This is a genomic window from Ochrobactrum sp. SFR4 (assembly GCF_019730395.1).
In the GTDB taxonomy this organism is placed as follows: domain Bacteria; phylum Pseudomonadota; class Alphaproteobacteria; order Rhizobiales; family Rhizobiaceae; genus Pseudochrobactrum.
This window is the reverse complement of sequence record NZ_JAAPBB010000001.1, coordinates 326,332-350,779: the sequence shown is the minus strand read 5'-3', so window position 1 is coordinate 350,779 and position 24,448 is coordinate 326,332. Positions and strand designations below refer to the sequence as shown.

The following is a 24,448-nucleotide window of genomic DNA, read 5'->3' as shown; positions in this document are numbered from 1 at the left end:
GGTGTTTCCCGCAACACTATCTTCGAGTTCAGGCGTTCGCATCTGAGGAGAGATGCGAAAGCTATGACCGAAGGAAAACAGGGAGAGAGACAATGAATAAGGTTGAAGTAAGCCGTACTGTTCACCCGAAATTTGCCAAACGCTATGGTAATTTTATCGGCGGCAAATGGGTTGAACCAAAATCCGGACGTTATTTTGAGAATATTTCACCGGTCAACGGGCAGGTTCTCTGCGAGGTTGCCCGCTCTGATGCTGCGGATGTGGAGCTGGCACTGGATGCCGCTCACGCCGCTAAAGATGCATGGGGACGCACCAGTGCCGCAGAACGTGCGCTGATCCTCAATAAAATCGCTGACCGCATGCAGGACAATCTGGCATTGCTGGCCGAGGCTGAAACCTGGGATAACGGCAAACCGATCCGCGAAACCACCAATGCCGATATGCCGCTGGCAATTGACCATTTCCGTTATTTTGCCGGTGCTATCCGTGCGCAGGAAGGCGGCATTTCCGAGATTGATCATGATACGGTTGCCTATCATTTCCATGAGCCGTTGGGAGTTGTCGGGCAGATTATTCCGTGGAATTTCCCGATCCTGATGGCGGTGTGGAAACTGGCACCGGCACTGGCTGCCGGTAACTGCGTGGTGCTGAAACCAGCTGAACAGACACCGGCCTCTATTCTGGTGCTGGCAGAACTGATCGGTGATCTTTTGCCTGCCGGTGTGCTGAATATTGTCAACGGTTTTGGCCTTGAAGCCGGTAAGCCACTGGCTTCCAGCCCGCGCATTGCCAAAATCGCCTTTACCGGTGAAACCACCACCGGCCGTCTGATTATGCAATATGCCAGCCAGAATCTCATTCCGGTGACACTGGAACTGGGCGGTAAATCGCCGAATATCTTCTTTGAAGATGTGACAGCGGAAGATGATGATTATCTCGACAAAGCCATCGAAGGCTTTGTGATGTTTGCGCTCAATCAGGGTGAGGTTTGTACCTGTCCGAGCCGAGCGCTGATCCATGAGAAAATCTACGATAAATTCATGGAAAAAGCTCTGAAACGTGTAGAAGCCATTGTGCAGGGTGATCCGCTCAATCCGGCAACCATGATCGGTGCACAGGCCTCGCAGGAACAGCTGGAAAAAATCCTCAGCTATATGGATATCGGTCGTCAGGAAGGTGCGGAAGTACTGACCGGCGGTGAGCGTAACCAGCTTGGCGGTGATCTGGCTGGTGGTTTTTATGTGAAGCCGACGGTCTTCAAAGGCCACAATAAGATGCGGATTTTTCAGGAAGAAATCTTCGGCCCTGTGGTTTCGGTCACGACCTTTAAGACTGATGAAGAAGCACTATCCATCGCCAATGATACGCTTTACGGTCTGGGTTCTGGTGTCTGGACACGGAATGGCAACCGCGCTTACCGCTTTGGACGCGGTATTCAGGCAGGCCGCGTCTGGACAAACTGCTATCATGCCTATCCGGCACATGCGGCTTTCGGTGGTTACAAACAATCCGGTATCGGGCGTGAAAACCACCTGAAAATGCTCGATCATTATCAGCAGACCAAAAATATGCTGGTGAGCTACAGCCCTAAAAAACTGGGCTTCTTCTGACAATATCTACAGGGTGATCCGAGGCATTCGGATCACCCTCCTTTCGCAATGCTGACTTCATAAATGGAGCAGAAAGAGTGCCCTCTTTCTGCAATAGGAGAATGTTATGGCAAAGACGATGAAAGCCGCTGTGGTGCGGGAATTCGGAAAACCACTGACAATTGATGAAGTGCCGGTACCGGTGCCGGGCCCGGGGCAAATTCAGGTCGCCATTCAGGCTTCCGGTGTTTGCCACACGGATTTACATGCCGCAGAAGGCGACTGGCCGGTAAAACCAAATCCGCCATTTATTCCGGGTCATGAAGGTGTGGGCTTTGTTTCCGCTGTCGGTGCCGGTGTTAAAAATGTCAAGGAAGGTGACCGTGTTGGTATTCCGTGGCTCTACACTGCTTGCGGCTATTGTCGTCATTGTCTCGGCGGCTGGGAAACCTTGTGTGAATCTCAGGAAAATACCGGCTATTCGGTGAATGGCGGTTTTGCCGATTATGTGGTGGCCGATCCGAATTTTGTCGGACATTTGCCTAAAAATATTGAATTTAACGAAATCGCGCCGGTACTCTGCGCCGGTGTGACTGTCTATAAAGGGCTGAAAGTTACCGATACGAAGCCTGGTGACTGGATGGTGATTTCCGGTATTGGCGGGCTTGGCCATATGGCGGTGCAATATGCCAATGCCATGGGACTGAATGTTGTGGCTGTCGATATTGATGATGCCAAACTTGATCTGGCGCGACGGCTTGGGGCGGTTGCAACCGTTAATGCCAAAACCAGTAATGATCCGGCAGCAGAAGTGAAAAAACTGACCGATGGCGGTGCGCAGGGCGCATTGGTGACAGCGGTTTCACCAAAAGCTTTCCAGCAGGCGCTGGGGATGATGTCGCGCGGCGGCACAATTGCTTTTAACGGTCTGCCTGCAGGTGAGTTTCCGGTGTCGATTTTCAACATGGTGCTGAACGGCGTGACTTTGCGCGGTTCTATTGTCGGCACAAGGCTGGATTTACAGGAGTCGCTTGATTTTGCCGCTGATGGTAAAGTGAAGGCGACGATCAGCACTGACCGGCTGGAGAATATCAACGCGATTTTCGACAAGATGCGTAAAGGTGAAATCGAAGGCCGTATCGTAATGGATATGACTAAATGAGCATTTCCAGCAAAAGTGTGTAGCGTCTTCGCGGGGAAATCAGTTCGCTGGACTGATTTCTCATCCCGCTTCGATACGTAGGATAATGCGACCAGCAAAAAACTAGACAGGAGGGTGTCATGACTGAAGCAGATCATAATGCAGATACTGCATCTTTGAACAAGGTGACTGCGACACCTGACGCCCTCAAACTGATTGCCGAATTACAGAGCGAATACGGGCCGGTGATGTTTCATCAGTCCGGCGGTTGCTGTGATGGTTCATCGCCGATGTGTTATGCGCAGGGGGACTTTCTGATCGGTGATCAGGATGTACAGCTGGGTGAGATTGGCGGTGCGCCGTTTTATATCAGCCACTCGCAATATGAAGCATGGAAACATACCGATCTGATTATTGATGTTGTGCCGGGGCGGGGCGGTATGTTTTCGCTGGATAATGGCCGTGAAGTGCGTTTTTTGACCCGCTCAACAATTTGTAAAATTTAAATTGTCTCTCCCAAGACACTTTGTAAAACCGTGTGACGTAAAAAAGGGCGGAAATTTCCGCCCTTTTTCTTTTTCGGTTTTGCTTATGGCAATTTATAGGACATCACATAATCACCGGCTTTGGTGCCGACTGAACCATGACCACCGGCAACAATCAGCACATATTGTTTGCCGTCTTTGCCGGTATAGCTCATCGGTGTGGACTGACCGCCTGCGGGCAGGCGGGTCTGCCAGAGTTGCTTGCCGGTGGTGAGATCATAAGCGCGCAGATAATCATCCACAGCCGCACCGAGGAAGGCAACGCCGCCTGCGGTGATCATCGGGCCACCAATACCCGGTACGCCAAGTTTCAGCGGAATTGGCACCGGTGCCATATCTTCAACCGTACCGTTTTTATGCTTATAGGCGATTTTGCCGGTGCGCAGATCGACACCCGCGACATAGCCCCATGGTGGCGACTGGCATGGAATACCGAGCGGCGAGAGGAATGGCCCCATAAATACGCCGTAAGGTGCGCCGTCATTGCGGTTCAGCCCTTGTTCGCTGGCTTTTTCATCTTCACCTTTCGGCGGAATTTGATCCGCAGGCACAAGGCGCGAGGTGAAGGCCAGATAGGTCGGCATGCCGAACATCACCTGGCGTTTCGGATCAACCGCCACACTGCCCCAGTTGAACACCCCGAAATTGCCGGGATAAACAATTGTGCCTTGCAGGGAAGGCGGGGTGTAGCGGCCCTCATAGCGCAACGAGCGGAACTGGATGCGGCAGGCGAGCTGATCGAACATCGTCGCTCCCCACATATTAGCTTCCGTCAATGGTGGCGGGTTGAATGTCAGGCCGGAAAGCGGCTGTGTCGGTGCCGAGAAATCTTCCGGTATTGCACCTTTCGGCGCTGCAACTTCTGTCACCGGAATGATTGGCTCACCGGTGCGCCGGTCGAGTACATAAATATCGCCCTGTTTGGTTGGCCCAACCAGTGCAGGCACGGCCTGTCCGTCTTTGGTGATATCGAGCAGTACCGGCTGTGCAGGCACATCCATATCCCACAGGTCATGATGCACAGTCTGGCGCACCCAGCGTACCTGACCGGTATTCACATCAAGAGCGGTGATGGATGAGGAATATTTCTCCACCGCTTCGCTGCGCCCCATGCCGAGCTGATCCGGCACCTGATTGCCGAGCGGTATATAAATCAGACCGAGCTTTTCATCGGCGCTGAAAACTGACCAGCTGTTTGGTGAGTTGGTTGTGTAATGTTCGCCCTCGGCAATCGGTGTGGTGACATCGGGATTGCCGGAATCCCAGTTCCACAACAACTGACCGGTCAGAATATCAAACGCGCGGATAACGCCCGACTGTTCCTCAGTCGAGAAATTATCATTCACCGCGCCGCCGACAATAATCTTGCCGTCAATCGCGGTTGGCGGAGAGGTGGAATAATAATAGCCGGACGGATTATATTTCATGCCACGGGTCAGATCGAGCACGCCCTTGTCAGCAAAGCTCTCGCAGATCTGGCCGGTTTTGGCATCCAGTGCGATCAGATGCGCATCCGATGTCGGCAGATAAACCCGCTCATAGCAGGCCTGATTTGCGGCAACTGTCTGGTCCTTCCAATAGGTTACGCCACGACAGGTCTGGTGCTGGCGCTGTGTATTGGCGCTGACCTCCGGATTATAACGCCATTTTTCCTTGCCCGTATCCGCATCCAGCGCAATGGCAATATTATGCGGGGTACAGAGATAGAGCGTGTCTTCAATCTTGAGCGGTGTGACCTGATAGGTTGTTTCTGTCACATCCTGCGGTTGGCGCACATCGCCGGTGCGATATTGCCAGGCCAGTTCAAGCTTGGCCACATTTTCAGGTGTGATTTGCGTGAGCGGAGAATAACGCTGGCCATATTGTGTGCGGCCATATTGATGCCATTCACCATCCGGCACAGCATTGCCGGTATCGGGCGCAGCCGCCACTTCTTCTGTCGGCAGGGAACCATCAAGATTATGCGGGTCTTTTGAGATTGCAACACCGGCAACAATCAGTGCAGCAGCTATTGCTGCCAGCAAGGGTAAAGGGCTGGCATTGCCAGCGCGCGCCTGCTCAACAGTCGGTGCAATTTCTCTGCTGGCAGGGCTCAGTGCTTTGCGGATAGGCGGCAGCAGCAACCACAGACCGAGCAGCACAATAATGCCGCCGCGTGAACCGAGCGGCCACCAGTCAAAGCCGACCTCATAGATCGCCCAGCCGAGTGTACCGAGAATGATCAGGGCATAAACCCATAGTGCCGCAGCGCGGCGGGTAAAAAGCAGAATGGCGGTCAGTAAGAAACCGGCCGCGGTAATAATGTAATAAAGGCTGCCGCCCAGCAGGGCGAGTTTTATGCCACCATAGCCAAGTGCGATGCCTATGAACGCAAAGAGGATGGCTGTTAATGAAACTAACACAATGCTACCCCTTATTTATTGAATGGGGAAGAATATAGATCAGTAAAGCACAGCGGGAAGTGCTTCGAAACATTTATTTGAAAATAGAACAAATGAATCGACACAGATACAGTTAATTCTGACAGGAAAAAACGCGGGAAATTCTGTAAAACAATAAGTAAATCAATTCTCTGATCAATGAAAACGCCGCCCTGTTACGGACGGCGTTTTGTTTAAAAGCATCAGCCTTGAGAGGATGGAGCTTTTATAGGCGTGTACTGGTGAAACTGTGCAGACGCAGCGCATTGATCAGTACGAAGATGCCGGACAGTGCTATGGCTGCCGCTGCCAGAACCGGTGAAAGCGCGATACCGTAGAACGGATAGAGCAAAACAGTGGAGGAAACGGATTGTGTCATGATGATCTTCAGGCATGTTCACACGGAAAATCGCATCGGAGGGGCTCTGCCTTTCTTGTCAGCTTCAGGCGCATGTCGGCGCTTTTGTTGATGGTAACAAGAAGATAGGTCTTCCCATGATGGGAAGGTAAAGGGATTTTCCGAAAGAGATGCACTTAATTTAAATATATGATTTTATCCGTCATATTCCGCGATGAAGTCACAAACATCACGCTGTGACATTGGTTTTCCGGTGAAAAACCCCTGTACCTCACCGAATTGTTCATCTTTAAGACGGGTGAGCTGTTCCTGTGTTTCCACGCCTTCTGCTGTCGTCACAATATTGAATGCACTGCCCAGCGAAACCACAGCCTGAATGATCGCCAGATTGCGTTTGTCGTCATCAATATTAGACACAAAACTGCGATCAATCTTGATCTTATCGAAAGGGAAGGTTCGCAAATAATTGAGGGATGAATAGCCGGTGCCAAAATCATCCATAGCAATGCTCACGCCAAGATTGCGTAGCTCGAATAACAGCTCGGTATTATGCTCGGTATTGGAGAGCAACACGGTTTCAGTAATCTCCAGTTCCAGACGGCTGGCCTGTAATCCACTTTCTTCAAGGGCAGATTTCACCATATCCAGCATGTTGCGGCTGTTAAACTGTACCGGCGACAGATTGACCGAAACCTTAATCTTTTCCGGCCATGAAATGGCATCCTGACAGGCCTGCCGCAAAACCCAGGCGCCGATCGCAGAAATGATGCCGGTATCTTCGGCAATCGGTATGAAATCATCCGGGGTGACCAGTCCGCGTGTCGGGTGTTGCCAGCGCAGCAGGGCTTCACAACCGGTAATAAGATCTGTCGTCAGTGAGAAGATCGGCTGATAAAACAGTACAAATTCATTGTTTTGCAGAGCTGTGTGCAGTTCCAGCGCGGTACGGTGGCGTTTTTCGACCGCCTCGCGCATGGATCTTTCATAGAAGCGGTAGACGCCGCGCCGGTCTGCCTTGGCAGCATAAAGCGCCAGATCAGCATTGCGTAACAGCGTATCAATATCCTCGCCATCATCCGGCGCAATGACAACACCAATGGTGCAGCCGACATATTCAGGACTGCCGTCCAGATGAAACGGCTTGCTGAACAGGTTGGTAATTTCTTCGGCAAAATGGCCTATTTCCTGCCGGTGATCGGGATTATCCGGATCAAAAGGATGGATGATCGCAAATTCATCGCCGCCAAGGCGGGCGATAAAATCCTGCGGTTTCAGAAAGGCGCTGAGACGGCGGGCAACCTGACAGAGCAGGGCATCGCCTGCCGCATGGCCGATACTGTCATTGATATGTTTGAAGTGATCGACATCAAGAAACAGCAGAGCATGGCTCTGGGCTGTTTCCTTTTGAGAAAATAAACCCGTTGTGTGACGCGAAAAATAGACACGGTTCGGCAGATTGGTCAGCGAGTCATGCATGGCCGTATAGGTCAGATGTGCCTGCAAAGCCTGTTCTTCCGTAATATCCTCCATCAGTCCTATCAGATAACGTGGTTTTTCTCCGTTTTGCGCCGGAATTGTACGTTTCATCACCCGTACATGACGGCTGTGGCTCTGCAACGGGATTTCACTTTCAACAGTAAAGACACTGTCACTTTCCATGACATACTGATCCTGAGTGACAAAGTTGCGGGCATCTTCTTCACTGAAAACCTGATGATCGGCTCTGCCGATAACATGTGCAGATTCTTTGCCGGTAATCGCACTGGCCGTTTCATTAAACAGGACATAGCGCCCGCTATCCTGCATATCTTTAATGAAAACCCCGATCGGCAGGTTTTTGATCAGGCTGTCGAGCAATGAGCGGGTTTGGCTGATTTCATTACGTGCTTTGCGGATTTCTGTCTGATCCTGAATAACCGCGAGAATAGCAGGCTGACCGTTGAAACTGGTGCGTCGCCCATAGGTGATGACTTCAATCGTCTCGCCATTGGCTTTCAGATGTTTCCAGACTTGCGGCTTTCCGAAATCACTTTCCGTATGGATGGCAGCAATCATGCGTTCGTGCTCGGATTCAGGGCGGATATCCAGCACGGTCATCCGGCTCATCTGCTCCGGCGTATAACCGTAAAATTCAAAAGCAGCGTCATTCAGCAATAAAAACTTGAGAGAAATGGGATCATACAGCCACATCGGAATAGGGTGTTGTGTGAAGAGCAGACGAAAATCATTCTCTGATAAAGCAGGCTGAAAATACAGCGGGGAGTCAATCTGACTATTCAGCGGGGCAGTTGTCATAAAGGCTCCGTGTCTTTTAGTTGGCAAACAAAATGCCCGGCAGTGCCGTGCGGTTGTTTGGGCCGCGTGATAAGCCTACACGACACATCACAAATCTTAAAACTACATTACAAGTCTGCGATAATTTTTTTCCGGATATTTCTGAGGGGAAATATCGGATGAATTTGCATCTGTTTGAAAAATATAGAGAATTATCGTGCCGGCTATATTCCGTTACTTGGTGCAGGTTTTTACGATTTTGCTGTTTTGGCTGCAAAACACTACCGAAGCATATCCGGTAACAGAATTTGTTGTCTTTGGTCTTTGTCATCTCTTGCTTCGGACTGCCTGTTTACCTAAAAGCTAACGCCTGTGTGAAGTTTTTGTGACGTCTTTGTGACTGCTTTTTATCCGTTATGACCGGGCAAATAGCCGGCAGAGGCAGACAAGCAGACACATGATGTAACGCTGCAGGAACCGGAAAGTTCCTGTTATTTTGGAAGCTGCCCATTGAGCAATCTTGCGACGCCGGTCCCTCATCATGCACCGCATGCTGTCCCTTATTCTGACAGCACGCTGAATCACGGGGATAAGCGGAAGGCGGCGCGCCGCACTGGCCGGTTTTGTGCATATTTTGCCAGCAGGCACTGGTTCTGGCGCGCATTGATTGCCACAGCCGGCACACTGTTCCTCACTGTGTCTGTAGTCATGCTGACCGAGTGGCTGATGCGCGGTTCTGCAGCATCGTGGAAACAGTATTTTACGCTGACACATCGTCCGCTCTGGACAACATTAGCTCTTGTTTTCCTCACACTGTTTTTGCTGGACAGCCTGCTGGGGCGTTTGTGGCAAGGTATTTTGATTGTTGCGCCGGTTTTGCTCGGACTTGCCTGGTTCAGCCGGCAAAAGGGCATGTATCTTGGTGATCCGCTCTACCCGAGTGACCTGCTTTATACCCGCCAGGTCGTTGATCTGATGCCGTTGCTGGTGCGCGACAGACCGCTGGATGCGGTGCTGATCGTGCTCGCTTCGATGGCAGCACTTGCGGCTTTGTATTTTTGCTGGCGCTTTTTCCGGCGTTCTGTGCCACGTCTCAGCTGGGCGGCGCGCGGAGTGCGTCTTGCTGCGGCTTTGCCGGCTTTGATCTGGTTCGGCAGTATTTCTGATTATTCCAGCTTCTCCTATATCCGTGACCGCATGGGTATTGTGCCGATGATGTGGGATCAGAAAGAAAATTACGCTCATAACGGTTTGGTTGTGGCGTTTATTTTCAATATTCCTATGGCCAATGTCTCAGCGCCGAACGGCTATTCGCAGGAGCGGATTGCGAGTATTGCGGAATATTTATTCCCTGCTGATGCTGACAGCAGCCTGCTGGGCGGATCATCATCCGTTCATGGCAATACCATTGTTCCGGTTGTTGCACGTAATGACGAAAAGCCGGATGTTATTGTGATCATGAGTGAATCTTTCTGGGATCCATCCCGTCTTCCGGGTGTGGCCTTTGATGAAGATCCGATCAAAAATGTGCGTGCCAACCAGTCCGGCCATGTGTTTTCTCCGGAATTCGGCGGTATGACCGCGAATGTTGAATTTGAAGCGCTGACCGGATTTTCGAATGCCTTTTTGCCTTATGGCAGCATTCCTTATCAGCAATATGTGCGCAGACCAGTGCCTTCTCTGGCCTCATTTTTCAGTGAGCAGGGTTATGAAACCCGTGCGCTGCATCCCTATCGCCAGTGGTTCTGGAACCGTGGCTCTGTCTATGAAAATTTCGGCTTTGATAAGTTCCTGTCCGAAGAAAATCTGCCGGAGCTGATGAAAAAAGGCCATCTGGCGTCAGATGAGGAATTTACCAGCGAGATTATCCGCTCGGCTGAAGAGGCGGAAAAACCGCTGTTCCTGTTCGGTGTATCCCTGCAGGGGCATGGCCCTTATGCGCCAAGCCGTTATCCGGACAGCCAGATCAAGGTTGTCACCAATGCAGACAGTGCTGTGAGTGAGGCATCCAAAGGGTCTGTGCGGGCTTTTGCACAGGGTGCACAGGATGCGGATATCAATCTCGGACGGTTGATGGCGTGGGCAAAGAAACGCGAGCGGGAGACAATTATTGTTTTCTTCGGTGATCATCTGCCACCGCTTGGTGATGTCTATGTTGAGAGCGGTTATATGAAGAACCGTACGGCCAGTCGCGTTGATACGGCAGATCATATGCTGGCGCAGCATGAAACGCCGCTGGTATTGTGGTCCAGCCGTACAGACAGCCTGCGTGGTGTCGGCACAATCAGCCCGTCTTTTCTGCCACTTTATGTTCTGGAAATGGCTGGCCTCCAGCACCCTTATTACACCGGTTTTCTGGGCAAAGTGCATCAGGAATACAGCGTGATTGACGGCCATTTGCTGCTGGATAAAGATTATACGCCGCATGCCGGATGGATGCAGCAACCGGTGATGCCGCAGATTTTGCAGGATTACCGTCAGGTGCAGTATGATATGATGTTCGGAAACAGCTATTCTAAAGAAAAGATCTTTCCGTTTCTGAGTGCCGGTATCTATGCGACAACCGGTCAGGACAACAAAAAACAGGTTACATCGCAGTATTAGAAAATATCCCGAAAAATGTGAGGCAGTTTCCGGATAGGATACGCGTAAAAACAAAAGATCAGAGCGATTTTAACGTTTTAGTTTTTAACCGGAAACACTCTGACCGGATTGAGAGTCCGTATTTTTACTGACTTGCTATGATGGTATAATTTTTTTATGTTCGGTCAAAGATTGCGACTATCGTTCTTTGTCTGACTGCCATCAGAACGGGTTTATCCCGCAAAATGACCGGCATCTGCACTGAACCGATCAGGGAGGGGCAGATTTGAAGCGACATCTTACGCTGTTTGCGCTCGCCCTGTTGCTTCCTCTGATTATATTGGTCGGCTTTTTCTTATGGCTGCTGGTTTTGCAGGAAAGAAGCCATATTGAAAATCAGGCTTTTGATGTCACCCAGTCACTCGCCATTACAATTGACCGGGAAGTCTACGGTCTTCAGCGTGCTGCTGAAATTATCAGCTATTCCAATATTCTGAAGAATGGCCGTTTTGATATTCTTCAGACAACCCTGCATGATATGGCGCAGGAATTAAACATCAATATTACGGTCTATGATCCTGAGGCGAAATTGCTGGTTGCCTCGGATCCTGCGCGGGTCAGTGATTTACCGCTGCTGACAAAAACAGATCTGGCGGCCGCCAAAGCGGCAGGAAAACCCTATGTCACTGGTGTCCGGCGTGTTCATGAGAATACGCCCTATTGTTTTACAGTGGTAAGGCCGGTCTTTGTTGACGGGAAAATTCATTATTTTCTGGCGCTGAGTATGGAAGCACAGCGCATTACCGATCTTTTGAATTTGAGCGGTATTTCCAAAAACTGGATTGCGGTTGTGGTGGATCAGAACGATCAGGTTCTGGCACGCAATAATAACAGCGATGATTATACGGGACGTCAGATACCGGATAAGTTACGTGCGGAAACCAAGGATGTGCAGGGGCGCTGGCGCGGGCAGATTCTGGATGGCAAGCAGGTAGTCGGTTATTATGTCCGTTCTCCGTTGAGTGACTGGCGGATTGCGATCGGTGTCAATCGCTCGGAGCTGAACTGGCCGGTTTGGGTGGCTTTTGCATATTTTATCATTCTGCTGCTGGGCACATTATTGCTGAGCGCTTTGCTGGCGGGCTTTTTCGGACGCCGGATTTCGAAGCCGGTCAGAAAACTGGCAGCGCAGGCTATGACTGTGGGGGATGTGCAGGCGATAAAGCCGCTGGGCTCGGGCATTAGTGAGCTGGATGTTGTCAGTGAGGCGCTGATACAGGCCGATAAGCGCAACCGTGCAAAAGAGCTGAAACTTCTGGAAGCGCAATTGCGCCTGCAAATGGCGCTGGATGCCGGTAATATTGGTGTCTGGGAGTATAATCCTGAAGATGCCGAAGTCAGTCTGGATGGTCGCGCCAGTCATATGCTGGCATTTAAAGACAGACGTAAAATCAATTTTGTGACTGATTTTATGCCTCTTGTGCACGAGGAAGATAAGCTGCGTGTGGAAACGGCTCTGAGCAATGCACTGACGTCAGGTGATATTGTCCGAGAGACTTTCCGTATCCGTGATACGGAACAACCGCATCCGGTATGGGTCACAGGTATTGGCAGGCGTATCTATACGGATATAGGAAAACCTTCGGTTCTCGGACTGATTGTGAATGTGACCGCTGAACAGCTGGCGCTGGAGCAGCGGGAAGTGGTAGCGCAGGAACTGAACCACCGGCTGAAAAATATGTTCGCGGTGATTATCAGCCTGATGAGCTTGTCCGCACGGGGCAAAACGGATGTGCAGGATTATGTCGGCCAGATGCGGGAACGCATGACAGCACTGGCGGGTGCATTTGAGCTGACCTATCAGAAAACATCAGCTGCAACCGGACAACATATCAATATCTCGCTGAATGATTTGCTGACCCGTCTTACACAGCCTTATGTATTTTCGGATCAGGAGCGCATTTCCATAGAAGGGGATGCACTTTTATGCCCGGTTGAGCATGTAACGCCGATGAGTTTGGTTTTCCATGAACTGATGACAAATTCTGTTAAGCACGGAGCATTGTCCGTGCCGCAGGGGCATGTCCGTATCAAGCTGTCCGGACATGAGGATTTTATGCGGATTGAGTGGCGGGAGACCGGCGGTCCCCAAATTATTCAGGAGCCGTCACAACGCGGTTTTGGCTCCCGTCTCAAACAGCTCAGTATTGATGTGCAGATGCGCGGATCGTTTGAGGAAATATGGGACAAAAACGGCCTTGTTTTTGTTATTGAACTGCCATTGCCTGATATGCCTGCAGAAAGCCCCGTGTAAAGCAGGGGCGGATTGCTCAAGGCAAACACTTTTGCAAGATTAGTGCGGTTGCTGTTTTTTAGCGCTGCTTTTTGAGCCGTTGGTTTTCTTATTGAGTGTCATCTGATTTTGCAGCGACAAAGCATTGATAATTGCGCAATCCGGATCATTATCGCCATGGCAGCGGTCTGCCAGTTTTTGCAATGTATCCGCCATGGAGCGCATATCTGCGATTTTGGTTTCCAGTTCAGCCACATGCGCCAGCGCAATCTGTTTTACTTCAGATGATGCACGCTGATCATTACGCCAGAGATTGAGCAAAAGTTTAATTCGCTCCAGTGACAGGCCGAGATCGCGGCACTGGCGTATGAAACGCAGATTTTGCACGTCACGGTCGGAATAGACACGATAGCCGGAGGCTGTGCGGTCAGCTGCATCAATCAGGCCGATGGATTCATAGTAGCGGATCATCTTGGCTGAAATGCCGGATGCTTTTTCTGCTTCGCCGATAATCATGACTGCTCCGCTCTGTTTCTTGTCTTGCTATTTATATAGGGTACGCAGGACTTTATCAAAGATGCTGTGCTGAGATTAGAGTATCGTGCGCCTGACTGACGCATAAAACTCGCTCTAACATTTTAAAATGAGAGCATAATCGTACCTTGAGCTGATCCCAACCTAAGGAATTATGCTCAAAAAAATATATTGGGTGATGACAGCCGCACGTTTTTCCTGTAGATACTGATATATCAGGATCATTCCGAATGAGCATCGCTTTATGAGGCCTGAACCATAGTCACAATGCTTTAAATGATATTAGTTTGATGCATCATATATGACATGATACTGGCGGAACAAGTGACCGGCTATTCGCAAAGGGGAGTTTGCAGAATATGACATTGCATAAGAATCTGATTGACGGCGAATGGGTTGGCGGCGAGGCGATCCCGAATATCAGCCCGTCTGATACCAATGATGTGGTGGGTGAATATGCCCGCGCCTCTCAGGCTGATGCATTGAGCGCGATTGCAGCCGCCAAGGCAGCATTTCCGTCATGGTCACGCTCCGGCATCATGGAGCGTCATGCAATTCTGCGCAAAACCTCGGATGAGATTCTGGCACGTAAGGAAGAGCTCGGTCGTTTGCTGGCACGCGAGGAGGGTAAAACCCTGCCGGAAGCCATAGGCGAAACCATGCGCGCTGCGCAGATTTTTGACTTCTTTGCCAATGAAGCTCTGCGCCTTGCCGGTGAAGTTCTGCCATCTGTACGTCCGAATATCGGTGTGGAAATCACCCGCGAACCGGTTGGGGTGGTCGGCATTATCACGCCGTGGAATTTCCCGATTGCTATTCCGGCATGGAAGATTGCACCGGCACTGTGCTACGGGAACACGGTGGTGTTCAAACCTGCCGATCTGGTGCCGGGCTGCGCCCATGCGATTGTTGATATTCTGCACCGCGCAGGCCTGCCAAAAGGCGTGCTCAATCTGGTGATGGGCAAAGGGTCGGTTGTCGGTCAGGCTATTCTGGATAGCGCGGATGTGCATGCCCTGACATTCACAGGCTCCACCGGCACCGGCCAGCGTGTTGCTGCGGCTTCTATCGTGCATAACCGCAAATTTCAGCTGGAAATGGGTGGTAAAAATCCTTTTGTTATTCTGGATGATGCCGATCTCGATGTGGCCGTTGAAGCCGCGCTCAATTCGTCTTTCTTTTCAACCGGTCAGCGCTGCACTGCATCTTCCCGTCTGATTGTGCAGGACGGTATCCATGACCGTTTTGTTGATGCACTGGTTGCCCGCATGAAAACGCTGGTGATTGATGATGCGCTGAAATCCGGCACGCATATCGGCCCTGTGGTAGACGACAGTCAGCTGAAGCAGGACCTGGATTATATTGCACTTGGTACACAGGAAGGCGCGAAACTGGCCTTTGGTGGTGAGCAACTGGAACGCGGCACACCGGGCTTCTATCTGCGCCCTGCCTTGTTCACAGAGGCGACAAACCAGATGCGTATTTCCCGCGAGGAAATCTTCGGCCCTGTGGCCAGCGTCATCCGTGTTAAATCCTATGAAGAAGCGCTGGCAACGGCCAATGACACGGCTTTCGGCCTTTCCTCCGGCATTGCAACAACCAGCCTGAAATATGCCACGCATTTCAAACGCAATTCCGATGCAGGCATGGTGATGGTCAATTTGCCAACCGCAGGTGTGGATTTCCACGTGCCTTTCGGTGGTCGCAAAGGCTCCAGTTACGGTTCGCGTGAGCAGGGTCGCTATGCAGCAGAATTCTATACCACCGTCAAAACCGCCTATACGCTGGCAGGCTGATATCACGGACTGGAGCGGATTACGTCCAGATTGGATCATAGCGCTCGCTCTAGATTCTATTTGGTCGCATTATCACGGGCGTCAAGTTGATCCAACTTGACAGTGAAATGCTCTAGAGCGCTGTGTGCCGGACTGGGCACATAAAACTCGCTCTAACACTTTAAAAATTAGAGCATAATGTTACTTTAAACTGATCCAAGTTTAAGGAATTATGCTCTGGAAATAAAAAGCGGAGAGGGAAGCCTCTCCGCTTTTTATTTAGTCTAAGGCTTTAAGATTACGCTCAATGGCAGCGCGGCGACCTTCAAGAAACGGTGGCAGAGAGAGGCTCTCTCCCAGACTTTCCATTGGCTCATCGCTTGCAAAGCCCGGTCCGTCCGTGGCGATTTCAAACAGCACGCCATTGCCTTCGCGGAAATAAAGCGAGCGGAAATAAAACCGGTCGATCTCGCCGGAAGAGCGGATCTTATGGTCATTAAGCACGCGCAGCCACTCCTGCATGCCAGCCTCATCCGGTGTACGGAACGCGACATGGTGGGCAGCTCCTGCACCCTGTTGTGCGGCAGGCAGATCAGGCTGCACGGCCACATGCAGCTCAGCAGCAGGCCCGCCTTCACCCATTTCATAAACATGGACATGACCATGACCATCTGGTGAGGCATAGTCACGGGTCTTACGCATATTCATAAGCTTGATGAGAAAAGGCTCCGTATATTTCAGATCCGGTACGCTGATCATGATCGGCCCGAGACCGCGGATTTGATGATCTGCAGGAACAGGACTTTTCTGCCAAGGATGCGATTCACCGGTTTTACCGTCATCCAGCAAGCGAAAACGCTGGCCTTCGAAATCCTCAAAATCCAGAGAGGCGCGTCCGTCGATGAGCTGAATATCGCCGGCCTGCACATGCGCATCACTCAGTCGCTTACGCCAATATTCAAGCGAGTCCTGACCGGAGACACGCAAACCAGTGCGGCTGATGGAATGAGTACCGCGTTTTTCCGGCGCAGTCGGCCAGTCGAAGAAGGTGAGATCAGAACCGGGGGAGGCCTGACCATCGGCATAGAACAGGTGATAGGCACTGGTATCATCCTGATTGACGGTTTTCTTGACCAGTCGCATCCCGAGAAGTTCGGTGTAGAATTTTTTGTTTTCTTTCGCCTGTGCAGTGATTGCAGTCAGGTGATGAATACCTGTCAGATTGGGTGACATCATATCCTCCTGTGCCGGTTTACAGATTGGAATGATCCGGCTTGTTGATCTTCCATATAGGGTGCAACCTTGCAGAAAACAGGGACAAAGTCAGGACACTGCGTCTTGCAGGTGAAGAGGGCTCTGCTGCCGGTGCTGCATTCACACAGCATTGGTGTGTGGAGCATTTTCTTCATAAAGCTGAGATGCGCCGCTGCTATCAGAAGGAAAAACGGAAGAGATTATGGCCACTGTTGAAAGCCTTTTGAATACATTTTCCAGCCTCGCAGCCGCTTTTATTCTCGGCGGGATTATTGGTTTTGAGCGGCAATGGCGACAAAGGCTTGCAGGGTTGCGTACGAATACACTTGTAGCGGTTGGTGCCGCTACTTTCGTACTTTTTGCCTCGCTGGTTGATGGTGATACCAGCCCGACGCGGGTGGCAGCGCAAATCGTTTCCGGCATTGGTTTTCTGGGCGCAGGTATTATTTTCAAGGAAGGCTTTAATGTTCGCGGGCTGAATACCGCCGCGACTTTATGGTGTTCGGCGGCAGTCGGCGTTATGTGCGGCGCGGGTTTTTATCTCCATGCAGCGATTGCCACCTTATTTATTATCAGCGTTAATTTGTTTCTGCGCCCGCTGGTGCATCTGATAGACCGGCAACCCGCCAGCGGTGGGGAGTTTGGTACCCGCTATGCTGTCAGTATTGTCTGTATGGGGGATGCCGAAGCGCATGTGCGGGCTTTGTTGCTGCGTGATCTCGGCACTGTCCTGCATATTCAGGATCTGGAAAGCACCAATATTGAAGACAGCAATCGTGTTGAGGTCAATGCATTGTTTCGTGCCGATAATAATCAGGATCCGCTTCTGGAGCAGATTATCGGGCGGCTGAGTCTTGAGCCACTGGTGACATCTGTACGCTGGCGCTATGTTGCAGCCGATGACGGGGATAAAGACTATTAAAGACCGCTTGGTGCCGTTGCGGAAGGGCAGGGCTCCGGCACCGGATTATACTCTTATCGCCGTGTGCTATTCAACGTGTTCATAGGCACCCCTGTCGATCATAGTGCCAATAATGCGCGGGTTCATCGCAAAATCCTTGATGCCCGTGGCAGGAAATCCTGTTGTTGCAGTAAATCTGCCATTATTTCTGCCCGGGGAACCCGCAGCAAGACGAAAGTCCGATGCGCTGGCATTGATGAAGGCAGGGTTATCTATGATGCTGCCTGTATCACCGCTAACGGCTGTGAATGCGCTGAAATTATGCGAAGATGTGCCGTCATTGTAGTAGTTTGTATTGTTCCAGAACCAGCGTGTATAACTGCTGCCGGACGTTGTGTAATATAAATTATTGGCCAGTTTTACTGTATCCGGTACTGAGGGAATAAAGCTGGTAATGACATATCCTTTCGTTTCGGCAAAAAGAATATTATTGATGAAGCTTATATTGCTGACATTGTATCCGATTTGAAGTTCGCCGGAATTTATACCTGCGCTGTCACGGTGATTATTCTGATATAAAGTATTGTTGGTAATTGAGATGTGGGCGGCACCACCTGACTGGATCGCATCGTAACCACCGGTAAGAATACCGGCATTCCGGTTAAAGCGGATAAGATTATTGCGTACCGTTACATAGTCAGTCAGTTTGCCAGGATTTTCGCTGAGTAACCATATCCCTCCGTCATTCGCATCAGAGATATTGCGCTCAACGGTAATATTCTGCCCGCCATCAACATAAATGCCAATCGCGGCGGCTGCAAATGTCAGAGCCTGATTACCTTCTGTTGACAGGTTGTAAACTTTGTTTTGTGCAATCCAGCCGTTCTTGGCACGATTATAGTCCGCAGGATTGTTGCTGTAATATCCGGTTGCATCAATGCCGATGAAATTATTGTCATGCACCAGATTATTGGTAACCTGCCAGCCATCGACATTGCCCCCAATGGTCAGGGATTCACTGGTTCCGGTTTTCAGATTATATAACTCATTACCATCAACGATGACATTCTGTATTGGTATTGGCTGTTGTCCGTAAACGGCTATTCCCAGAGCATTTGCATTGCCGTTTGCTGGCAGGTTATTCGCTTCAATTCCGTGAATAATATTGTTTCTGATCTCAATATATTTTCCGGTACCCTGAGCAAGAACGCCAATGGCAATGAATTCGGTGTCAGATTTGTAGTTGCGGATTTCAAACCCTTTAATACGTATATAGCTTGCACTGTTGAGGCTGATGAGCCCCCTCATGCCATAGGGTTCTGTAATCAATCCGCTGCCGTCGATGATTGGTTTTTCATTGGCATACTGAGTGAGAGTAATAAAACCGTTCTCCGCAGAGCCTGACTTGTTGAATGTTATGGTCTCATTATAGATGCCGCCACGCACAGCAATTGTATCGCCGGCCTGTACCTGATCGACGGCATGCTGAATGCTGCGCCATGGTGCAGAATAGCTGCCTGTATTGCTGTCTGCGCCTGTGGTCGCGACATAGTAAACTGTTCCGGGGCGGCTATAGGCAGCATTACAAATCCGAACATTGGCAATTTCCGTTTCATCTTCTGCGGAGACTGCGGAAATAGTGACATTGACAGATTCGTCCATATTGGCAGGAGCTGTATACAGGCCGGAATTCGTTATGGTTCCTATTGCAGGCGCACCGCCTTTTACTCCGTCAACCATCCAGATAACGTTACTATTCGATGCAGGAGTGACCGTTGCCTGAAATTGCTGCACTTGCAGCGCCTGCATCGGTCTGCAATCCGGTGATATGGTGACTGTCGCTGCGGTTGCATATTGCGGCATGATTGTCGCAGAGGCCGCGAACAATAAAGACGTAACCGAAAAAATATGATTTGAATTTTCTGATTTGATTTTTTTGAAAGTAAACAAAGAGCATATCTCCAGCAAATCACAATGACATGAACATTAAGTGTTGTGGTTGCATATGCAAAATAAATTTTAATTATTTTATATTTGAAAGTGAATTTTCTTTTCCAAAAATAATCATCTTGTTTCTAATTTAGGTTGCGATAATATTTATTTAAATCTGTATGTATAGTTATGAAAAGCACGGGGAGTTTTGATCTTCAGCAGAGAAAACACAACGTATCAAGGCAATTCGAACATTGTTGTCCGGCCATGCCTGTCAGAATAAAGCATAAACGGTCTGTGCCTAAAGAAAGCACATTGTATGTGTAAAATCATGAAAAATGATAGGTAGTTTTCTGATCTTCAGAAAGTCAACTTCTCAATTTTGAGAAGGAGTGGCGCACCCGAAAGGATTCGAACCTCTGACCCCCAGATTCGTAGTCTGGTGCTCTATCCAGCTGAGCTACGGGTGCTTGCCCTAGAACCGCTCCGTTTCGGTGCGGTAAGCGCTCTCTAAAGGGTTCTGTTTGGCATTGCAAGGGCTTATGGTGAAAAACTTTCAGAAATTTGTATTTTTTTTGAAGGTTGGGGATAAATATAAGAAAATCACGCGATTGCGTGGTTTTCCTGAAAGCGTTTTTCGCGCAGAGCGTTGAAATAATTACACCATATTGCGTTGTGAGCGCTGAAACGGTGACGGATAGACGGGCATATCAGGGACGCGAATCTCAAATAATGCACCGTCTTTGTAATCATCACGCAATTCTATGGTTCCGCCATGGGCGCGCACCAGTTCCTGAGCAATAACCAGCCCCAGTCCGGTGCCGTCGCTGCGTGTTGATCCGCGAAATGCGGTAAAAAGATTGTCCCGTGCTTTCTTAGGCAGGCCGGGGCCGGTATCCGCCACAGCAATATAACAGGTGCTGCCTATACGCCATGCGCTGATTGTCAGACATTTTTCGGTTTCCGGCTGCCGGTGATATGCGCTCATTGCCTGTACTGCATTGCGACAAAGATTATTCAGCACCCGCAGCATCTGTTCTTTATCGATATAAGCTTCAAAATCGACAGGAACCATATTGCGGAAGGCAATCTGCACATCCGGCGGAAGCACGAGCATATCTTCCACTTCATGAATCAGCGGACGCAGCAGACGTTGCTGGCGAACAGGCACGGCTTCCTGTGTCCGTCCGTAAGCGATCACAGTCTCGGAATAGGTGATGGCGCGGTTTAGCGTCCGGATAAGCTTTGGCGAGAAGCGTTGCACAACCGGATCATCCGTATCAGCGAGGCTGTCAGACATCAGCTGTGCTGAGGCCAGAATATTGCGCATATCGTGATTGATCTTGGATACAGCCAGACCAAGATCCGCCAGATGTTTACGCTCCTGAAACAAATGCTGCAGATGTGTCTGCATCTGTGCCAGCCTGTTCTGGGCATAACCAAGCTCATCTTTGCGGCAGGAGCCGTCAATAATCAGCGTCGGATCATCCGGTTTTTGCCCGAAGGCGAACATATTTTCATACATATGGCCGACAGGGCGCAGCAGCAGGCGGTGAATGATGAAATAAATCAGCGCGGCCGCAATCAGCGAAATCAGCAGCGATATGGCTGCAATAATACGGGAATTTTTAACCAGCCTGTTATGCAGGGCGTCATCACTCATCACAAATTCAACCGCGGTGCCGCTATAATCAGGCGGGCCTGAAACCTGCATTGTCTTATTGCCGCCACTGGTCAGAGTGCGCAAAGCGCCCCAGAAATCACTCAGCGGCGTTGCTGTTGTCAGGTCAATATATTCGTCGATCTGTACAGCTTCCGGTGAAGCGGCCAAAACACGGCTGCTACCGTTGCGGGTGATCGTGATGGATTGTGCGCCGGTGGAACGCAACAGCTGATCCTGAATCTGCAATTCCAGCGTCGTGTCAGGATTCGCATCGAGCAATAACAGGCTGGAGGTGGCAATCATGGTATGTTTGGCATTCAGCCATTGATTGCGCATATTCGCCAGTGAAGGAGCAAGAATGATAACCTCGGCGATCAGAACAGCCAGAATTGTCATCAAAAGCAATTTGCTGGAGAGCCGGTGGCGCAGCGGAATATGCAGATCATCGGGATCATCCGCTGCAAATTCCGATCCGTTATTGGTGAAGACCGGCGGAATGCCTGTACTTAAAGGCGCATTGGCGGCAATCGCGGAGAGGGATGTTTTGGAACCGGAGGTCGCGCCGGTGCCTTCTGCTGTCAGATCGGTCTGTTCACGGCTGCGCACCTGTAATTCCTCGGCGCGCTTCTTTTCTGATTCTGCAGAGGCTTTGTCAGCAGGCCTTTGAAAATCCTTGCTTTTCATAAAGGTCATTTCACCCATCCGTCAGGCTGACAGGTTGTGCCTGTCCCCCGTCTCCACCCACGGACCAAAACAGGTCACGGCTTAGGTCGCGGCCCGGGTCACGGATTGTCCAGTTGCATAAATATGCCTGACCGCAAGCCTGTCCCCACAAAGGCTAAAATCCTGCAAGTCTGTAATATAAGTGCTTTAATGCGAAATTTCAAATTTTCGTGTGGAGTTTATTTATTATGCGATGATGATGAAGTTCCCTTTGGAAAAAACTTAAAACAAAAGTTTTTATCGTAACTTTTGTTTGATTGTCTGAAATTGCTCTGCTATATGGCTCTTACTCAGGATGCTTGAAACGGAGAACGGCAATGGTGCAGGGCGATCAGGATGTGAACCAATCAGCGAAAGCCGGTGCGCAAAATCTGCAGGATCTCTCCGCGCAGGAGCGTGCTGTTCTGGAGATGATTGTCGCCAATCCGTTTGTCGGCCAGCAGCAGATTGCCGATGTGCTGAAACTGGCGCGTTCTACCGTTGCCGCGCATATTGTGCAGCTGACCCAGAAGGGCTTTGTTCTGGGGCGCGGTTATTATCTGCCGGAGAACAAGCGTATTGTCTGCATTGGCGGTGCGGTCTTTGACCGTAAATATCATGCCCATGCCCCGCTTATCAGCGAGACTTCCAATCCGGTGAGCGGCTATCGCAGCCATGGCGGTGTTGCCCGCAATGTCACGGAAAATCTGGCGCGGCTCGGTGTGAATATTGGTTTTGTTTCCATTCTTGGCGACGATGAAACCGGACGCGCTATTCTCGATCATCTGCGTCTGCTTGGTGTTGATGTCAGCCGTGCAATCGTCACGAATGAGGCACCAACAGCTGAATATGCTGCCATTCTTGGGCCGGATAATGAGCTGGCACTCGGTATTGCCGATATGGGCATTTTTGATCTGTTCAAGTCTGAAACACTGGAAGCGGTCTGGCCGCATCTGGCTTCGGCTGACTGGGTTTTTGCCGATTGCAATCTGCCGCAGGCAACACTGGAAACCTTGCTGGCGAAGAAAACAGGCAGTCGTTTCCGTTTGGCCGTTGATACGGTTTCCGCACCGAAAGCACTGCGCCTCCCGCAGGACCTCAGTGGTGTGGATTTATTGTTCCTCAATCTGGATGAGGCGCATAGCCTGTTGCGCCACCCTGCGGGCACCCCGCGCCTGACAGCCGAGCAGGCGATCAATGCCTTACATGCACGCGGCGTTGCCAAAATCGTTATGACTATGGGTGCCGCAGGTGTTCATATCGGCGATGAAAGCGGTATCCGTCATATTGCCAGTGTGCCTGCGCAGCCGGTGGATATTACCGGCGCGGGTGATGCTCTGATTTCCGGTACGCTTTATTGTCTGCTTGACCGGAAGGAACTGCCCGATGCAGTGCGCACCGGTACTTTGCTGGCCACGCTGACAACCGAAAGCGACGCAAGTGTCCATCCGGACTTGTCTGCACATTTTCTCGAAGCGAACCTTCATCGTATTCGCGACTGATTTATCTCCATTAAACTCCCTCAGAAAGGCTGCTCCAGCTATGACCCGTTTGACTATGCATTTCAGCGATGAAGTCCGCGCCGCTCTTGATAAAGGTGCGCCTGTTGTTGCTCTTGAATCCACGATCATCACCCATGGCATGCCTTTTCCGCAAAATCTGGAAATGGCGCGTAAGGTTGAAGCTGTTATCCGTGAAAACGGTGCAACACCGGCAACTATCGCTGTGCTCAAAGGTGAAATCCATGTCGGCCTCGGCGATACTCAGCTGGAACAGCTTGCACAGACCACCGATGCGGTAAAAACATCGAGCCGTGATCTGGCGGCAGACATGGTGCAGGGACTGACTGCCGGCACCACTGTTTCTGCAACCATGCGTATTGCTGCGCTGGCCGGTATTGAAATTTTCGCTACCGGCGGCGTTGGCGGTGTGCATCGCGGTGCGGAAGACAGCTTTGATATTTCCGCCGACCTGAACGAACTGGGCATGACCAACACCACTGTAGTTTGCGCCGGTGTGAAATCCATTCTCGATATTCCGAAAACCCTTGAATATCTTGAAACCCAGCGCGTGCCTATTATTGCGCATGGCAGCGATGATTTTCCGGCATTCTTTACCCGTTCGAGCGGTTGTAAAGCCGATCATCGTCTGAACAGTGCAGAAGAAATCGCGAAAGCGATGGCGCTGCATCATGCGCTTGGTTCAGGCACCGGCATTCTGATTGCCAATCCGATCCCTGAAGAAGATGCACTGACACCGGAATTCATTAACGGCACGATTGAAGCTGCTGTTAAGGAAGCTGCAGATCAGGGTGTTGGCGGTAAAGATGTTACGCCGTTTCTGCTGGCACGTATCAATGAACTGTCGGAAGGCCGCAGCCTGAAAGCCAATATTGCGCTGGTACTGAACAATGCCAAACTGGCAGCCCGTATGGCCGTTGCCTATAAGGCCATCGTATAAAAACAGTGTCATACTGAGTGCAGC

Annotated in this window: 16 protein-coding genes and 1 tRNA gene; 9 read left to right on the top strand and 8 right to left on the bottom strand. The window is 50.6% G+C overall.

Annotated features, from left to right (window positions below; genetic code table 11):
* The first annotated feature begins 92 nt into the window (after positions 1 to 92).
* From adh to HBA93_RS01455, 3 genes are all read left to right on the top strand, one after another.
* Positions 93 to 1,610: an aldehyde dehydrogenase gene (gene adh / locus HBA93_RS01465; RefSeq protein WP_121991931.1), complete on the top strand. Its 1,518-nt coding sequence runs from the start codon at positions 93 to 95 to the stop codon at positions 1,608 to 1,610.
* Positions 1,611 to 1,716: 106 nt separating this feature from the next.
* Positions 1,717 to 2,751: a zinc-dependent alcohol dehydrogenase gene (locus tag HBA93_RS01460; RefSeq protein ID WP_221722079.1), complete on the top strand. Its 1,035-nt coding sequence runs from the start codon at positions 1,717 to 1,719 to the stop codon at positions 2,749 to 2,751.
* Between the two features lie 119 nt (positions 2,752 to 2,870).
* Positions 2,871 to 3,236 carry a DUF779 domain-containing protein gene (locus HBA93_RS01455; RefSeq protein ID WP_221722078.1) on the top strand — a complete coding sequence of 122 codons (366 nt, stop codon included), beginning with the start codon at positions 2,871 to 2,873 and terminating at the stop codon, positions 3,234 to 3,236.
* An 83-nt stretch (positions 3,237 to 3,319) separates the two neighbouring features.
* On the opposite strand, the gene HBA93_RS01450 is transcribed toward HBA93_RS01455, so the two are convergent.
* From HBA93_RS01450 to HBA93_RS01440, 3 genes are all read right to left on the bottom strand, one after another.
* The gene (locus HBA93_RS01450; RefSeq protein WP_221722077.1) at positions 3,320 to 5,677 is read right to left on the bottom strand and encodes a glucose/quinate/shikimate family membrane-bound PQQ-dependent dehydrogenase; all 2,358 of its coding nucleotides are present in this window, start codon (positions 5,675 to 5,677) and stop codon (positions 3,320 to 3,322) included.
* Positions 5,678 to 5,921: 244 nt separating this feature from the next.
* Positions 5,922 to 6,074 (bottom strand): hypothetical protein, encoded by a 153-nt coding sequence (locus tag HBA93_RS01445; protein ID WP_221722076.1) that lies wholly within the window; start codon positions 6,072 to 6,074, stop codon positions 5,922 to 5,924.
* A gap of 174 nt (positions 6,075 to 6,248) precedes the next feature.
* A complete protein-coding gene (locus tag HBA93_RS01440) occupies positions 6,249 to 8,348 on the bottom strand; it encodes a putative bifunctional diguanylate cyclase/phosphodiesterase (RefSeq protein ID WP_121991928.1) in 2,100 nt (699 codons plus the stop codon).
* 489 nt (positions 8,349 to 8,837) lie between these two features.
* Here HBA93_RS01440 and HBA93_RS01435 point away from each other — a divergent pair, with 489 nt between their 5' ends.
* Together HBA93_RS01435 and HBA93_RS01430 are read left to right on the top strand one after the other, a co-directional pair.
* On the top strand, positions 8,838 to 10,931 hold the full coding sequence (locus tag HBA93_RS01435; protein WP_286201692.1) for an LTA synthase family protein: 2,094 nt from the start codon (positions 8,838 to 8,840) through the stop codon (positions 10,929 to 10,931).
* Positions 10,932 to 11,196: 265 nt separating this feature from the next.
* The gene (locus tag HBA93_RS01430; RefSeq protein ID WP_221722075.1) at positions 11,197 to 13,224 is read left to right on the top strand and encodes a sensor histidine kinase; all 2,028 of its coding nucleotides are present in this window, start codon (positions 11,197 to 11,199) and stop codon (positions 13,222 to 13,224) included.
* A 39-nt stretch (positions 13,225 to 13,263) separates the two neighbouring features.
* Here HBA93_RS01430 and cueR read toward each other — a convergent pair whose 3' ends face one another.
* Positions 13,264 to 13,719 (bottom strand): Cu(I)-responsive transcriptional regulator, encoded by a 456-nt coding sequence (cueR, locus tag HBA93_RS01425; protein ID WP_121991926.1) that lies wholly within the window; start codon positions 13,717 to 13,719, stop codon positions 13,264 to 13,266.
* 377 nt (positions 13,720 to 14,096) lie between these two features.
* On the opposite strand from cueR, the gene HBA93_RS01420 reads away from it, so the two are divergent.
* Positions 14,097 to 15,533: an aldehyde dehydrogenase family protein gene (locus HBA93_RS01420; protein WP_121991925.1), complete on the top strand. Its 1,437-nt coding sequence runs from the start codon at positions 14,097 to 14,099 to the stop codon at positions 15,531 to 15,533.
* Between the two features lie 258 nt (positions 15,534 to 15,791).
* On the opposite strand, the gene HBA93_RS01415 is transcribed toward HBA93_RS01420, so the two are convergent.
* The gene (locus HBA93_RS01415) at positions 15,792 to 16,745 is read right to left on the bottom strand and encodes a VOC family protein (RefSeq protein ID WP_221722188.1); all 954 of its coding nucleotides are present in this window, start codon (positions 16,743 to 16,745) and stop codon (positions 15,792 to 15,794) included.
* A gap of 223 nt (positions 16,746 to 16,968) precedes the next feature.
* Between HBA93_RS01415 and HBA93_RS01410 the strand changes: the two genes are divergently transcribed.
* On the top strand, positions 16,969 to 17,688 hold the full coding sequence (locus tag HBA93_RS01410; RefSeq protein ID WP_121991923.1) for an MgtC/SapB family protein: 720 nt from the start codon (positions 16,969 to 16,971) through the stop codon (positions 17,686 to 17,688).
* Between the two features lie 66 nt (positions 17,689 to 17,754).
* On the opposite strand, the gene HBA93_RS01405 is transcribed toward HBA93_RS01410, so the two are convergent.
* From HBA93_RS01405 to HBA93_RS01395, 3 genes are all read right to left on the bottom strand, one after another.
* Entirely contained in the window at positions 17,755 to 19,554 is a 1,800-nt protein-coding gene (locus HBA93_RS01405; protein ID WP_221722074.1) for a right-handed parallel beta-helix repeat-containing protein, read from the bottom strand.
* 438 nt (positions 19,555 to 19,992) lie between these two features.
* Positions 19,993 to 20,069 (bottom strand) — tRNA-Arg (locus tag HBA93_RS01400).
* Between the two features lie 188 nt (positions 20,070 to 20,257).
* Entirely contained in the window at positions 20,258 to 21,955 is a 1,698-nt protein-coding gene (locus HBA93_RS01395) for a sensor histidine kinase (protein WP_221722073.1), read from the bottom strand.
* Between the two features lie 347 nt (positions 21,956 to 22,302).
* On the opposite strand from HBA93_RS01395, the gene HBA93_RS01390 reads away from it, so the two are divergent.
* Both HBA93_RS01390 and HBA93_RS01385 read left to right on the top strand, forming a co-directional pair.
* Positions 22,303 to 23,466 (top strand): PfkB family carbohydrate kinase, encoded by a 1,164-nt coding sequence (locus HBA93_RS01390; protein WP_286201691.1) that lies wholly within the window; start codon positions 22,303 to 22,305, stop codon positions 23,464 to 23,466.
* Positions 23,467 to 23,506: 40 nt separating this feature from the next.
* On the top strand, positions 23,507 to 24,424 hold the full coding sequence (locus tag HBA93_RS01385; RefSeq protein ID WP_121991920.1) for a pseudouridine-5'-phosphate glycosidase: 918 nt from the start codon (positions 23,507 to 23,509) through the stop codon (positions 24,422 to 24,424).
* Positions 24,425 to 24,448 lie beyond the last annotated feature (24 nt).

Coding starts and splice junctions, on each gene's coding strand:
- adh (WP_121991931.1), top strand. CDS start 93: ATGAATAAGGTTGAAGTAAGCCGTACTGTTCACCCGAAATTTGCCAAA.
- HBA93_RS01460 (WP_221722079.1), top strand. CDS start 1,717: ATGGCAAAGACGATGAAAGCCGCTGTGGTGCGGGAATTCGGAAAACCA.
- HBA93_RS01455 (WP_221722078.1), top strand. CDS start 2,871: ATGACTGAAGCAGATCATAATGCAGATACTGCATCTTTGAACAAGGTG.
- HBA93_RS01445 (WP_221722076.1), bottom strand. CDS start 6,074: ATGACACAATCCGTTTCCTCCACTGTTTTGCTCTATCCGTTCTACGGT.
- HBA93_RS01440 (WP_121991928.1), bottom strand. CDS start 8,348: ATGACAACTGCCCCGCTGAATAGTCAGATTGACTCCCCGCTGTATTTT.
- cueR (WP_121991926.1), bottom strand. CDS start 13,719: ATGATTATCGGCGAAGCAGAAAAAGCATCCGGCATTTCAGCCAAGATG.
- HBA93_RS01420 (WP_121991925.1), top strand. CDS start 14,097: ATGACATTGCATAAGAATCTGATTGACGGCGAATGGGTTGGCGGCGAG.
- HBA93_RS01415 (WP_221722188.1), bottom strand. CDS start 16,745: ATGTCACCCAATCTGACAGGTATTCATCACCTGACTGCAATCACTGCA.
- HBA93_RS01410 (WP_121991923.1), top strand. CDS start 16,969: ATGGCCACTGTTGAAAGCCTTTTGAATACATTTTCCAGCCTCGCAGCC.
- HBA93_RS01395 (WP_221722073.1), bottom strand. CDS start 21,955: ATGACCTTTATGAAAAGCAAGGATTTTCAAAGGCCTGCTGACAAAGCC.
- HBA93_RS01390 (WP_286201691.1), top strand. CDS start 22,303: ATGGTGCAGGGCGATCAGGATGTGAACCAATCAGCGAAAGCCGGTGCG.
- HBA93_RS01385 (WP_121991920.1), top strand. CDS start 23,507: ATGACCCGTTTGACTATGCATTTCAGCGATGAAGTCCGCGCCGCTCTT.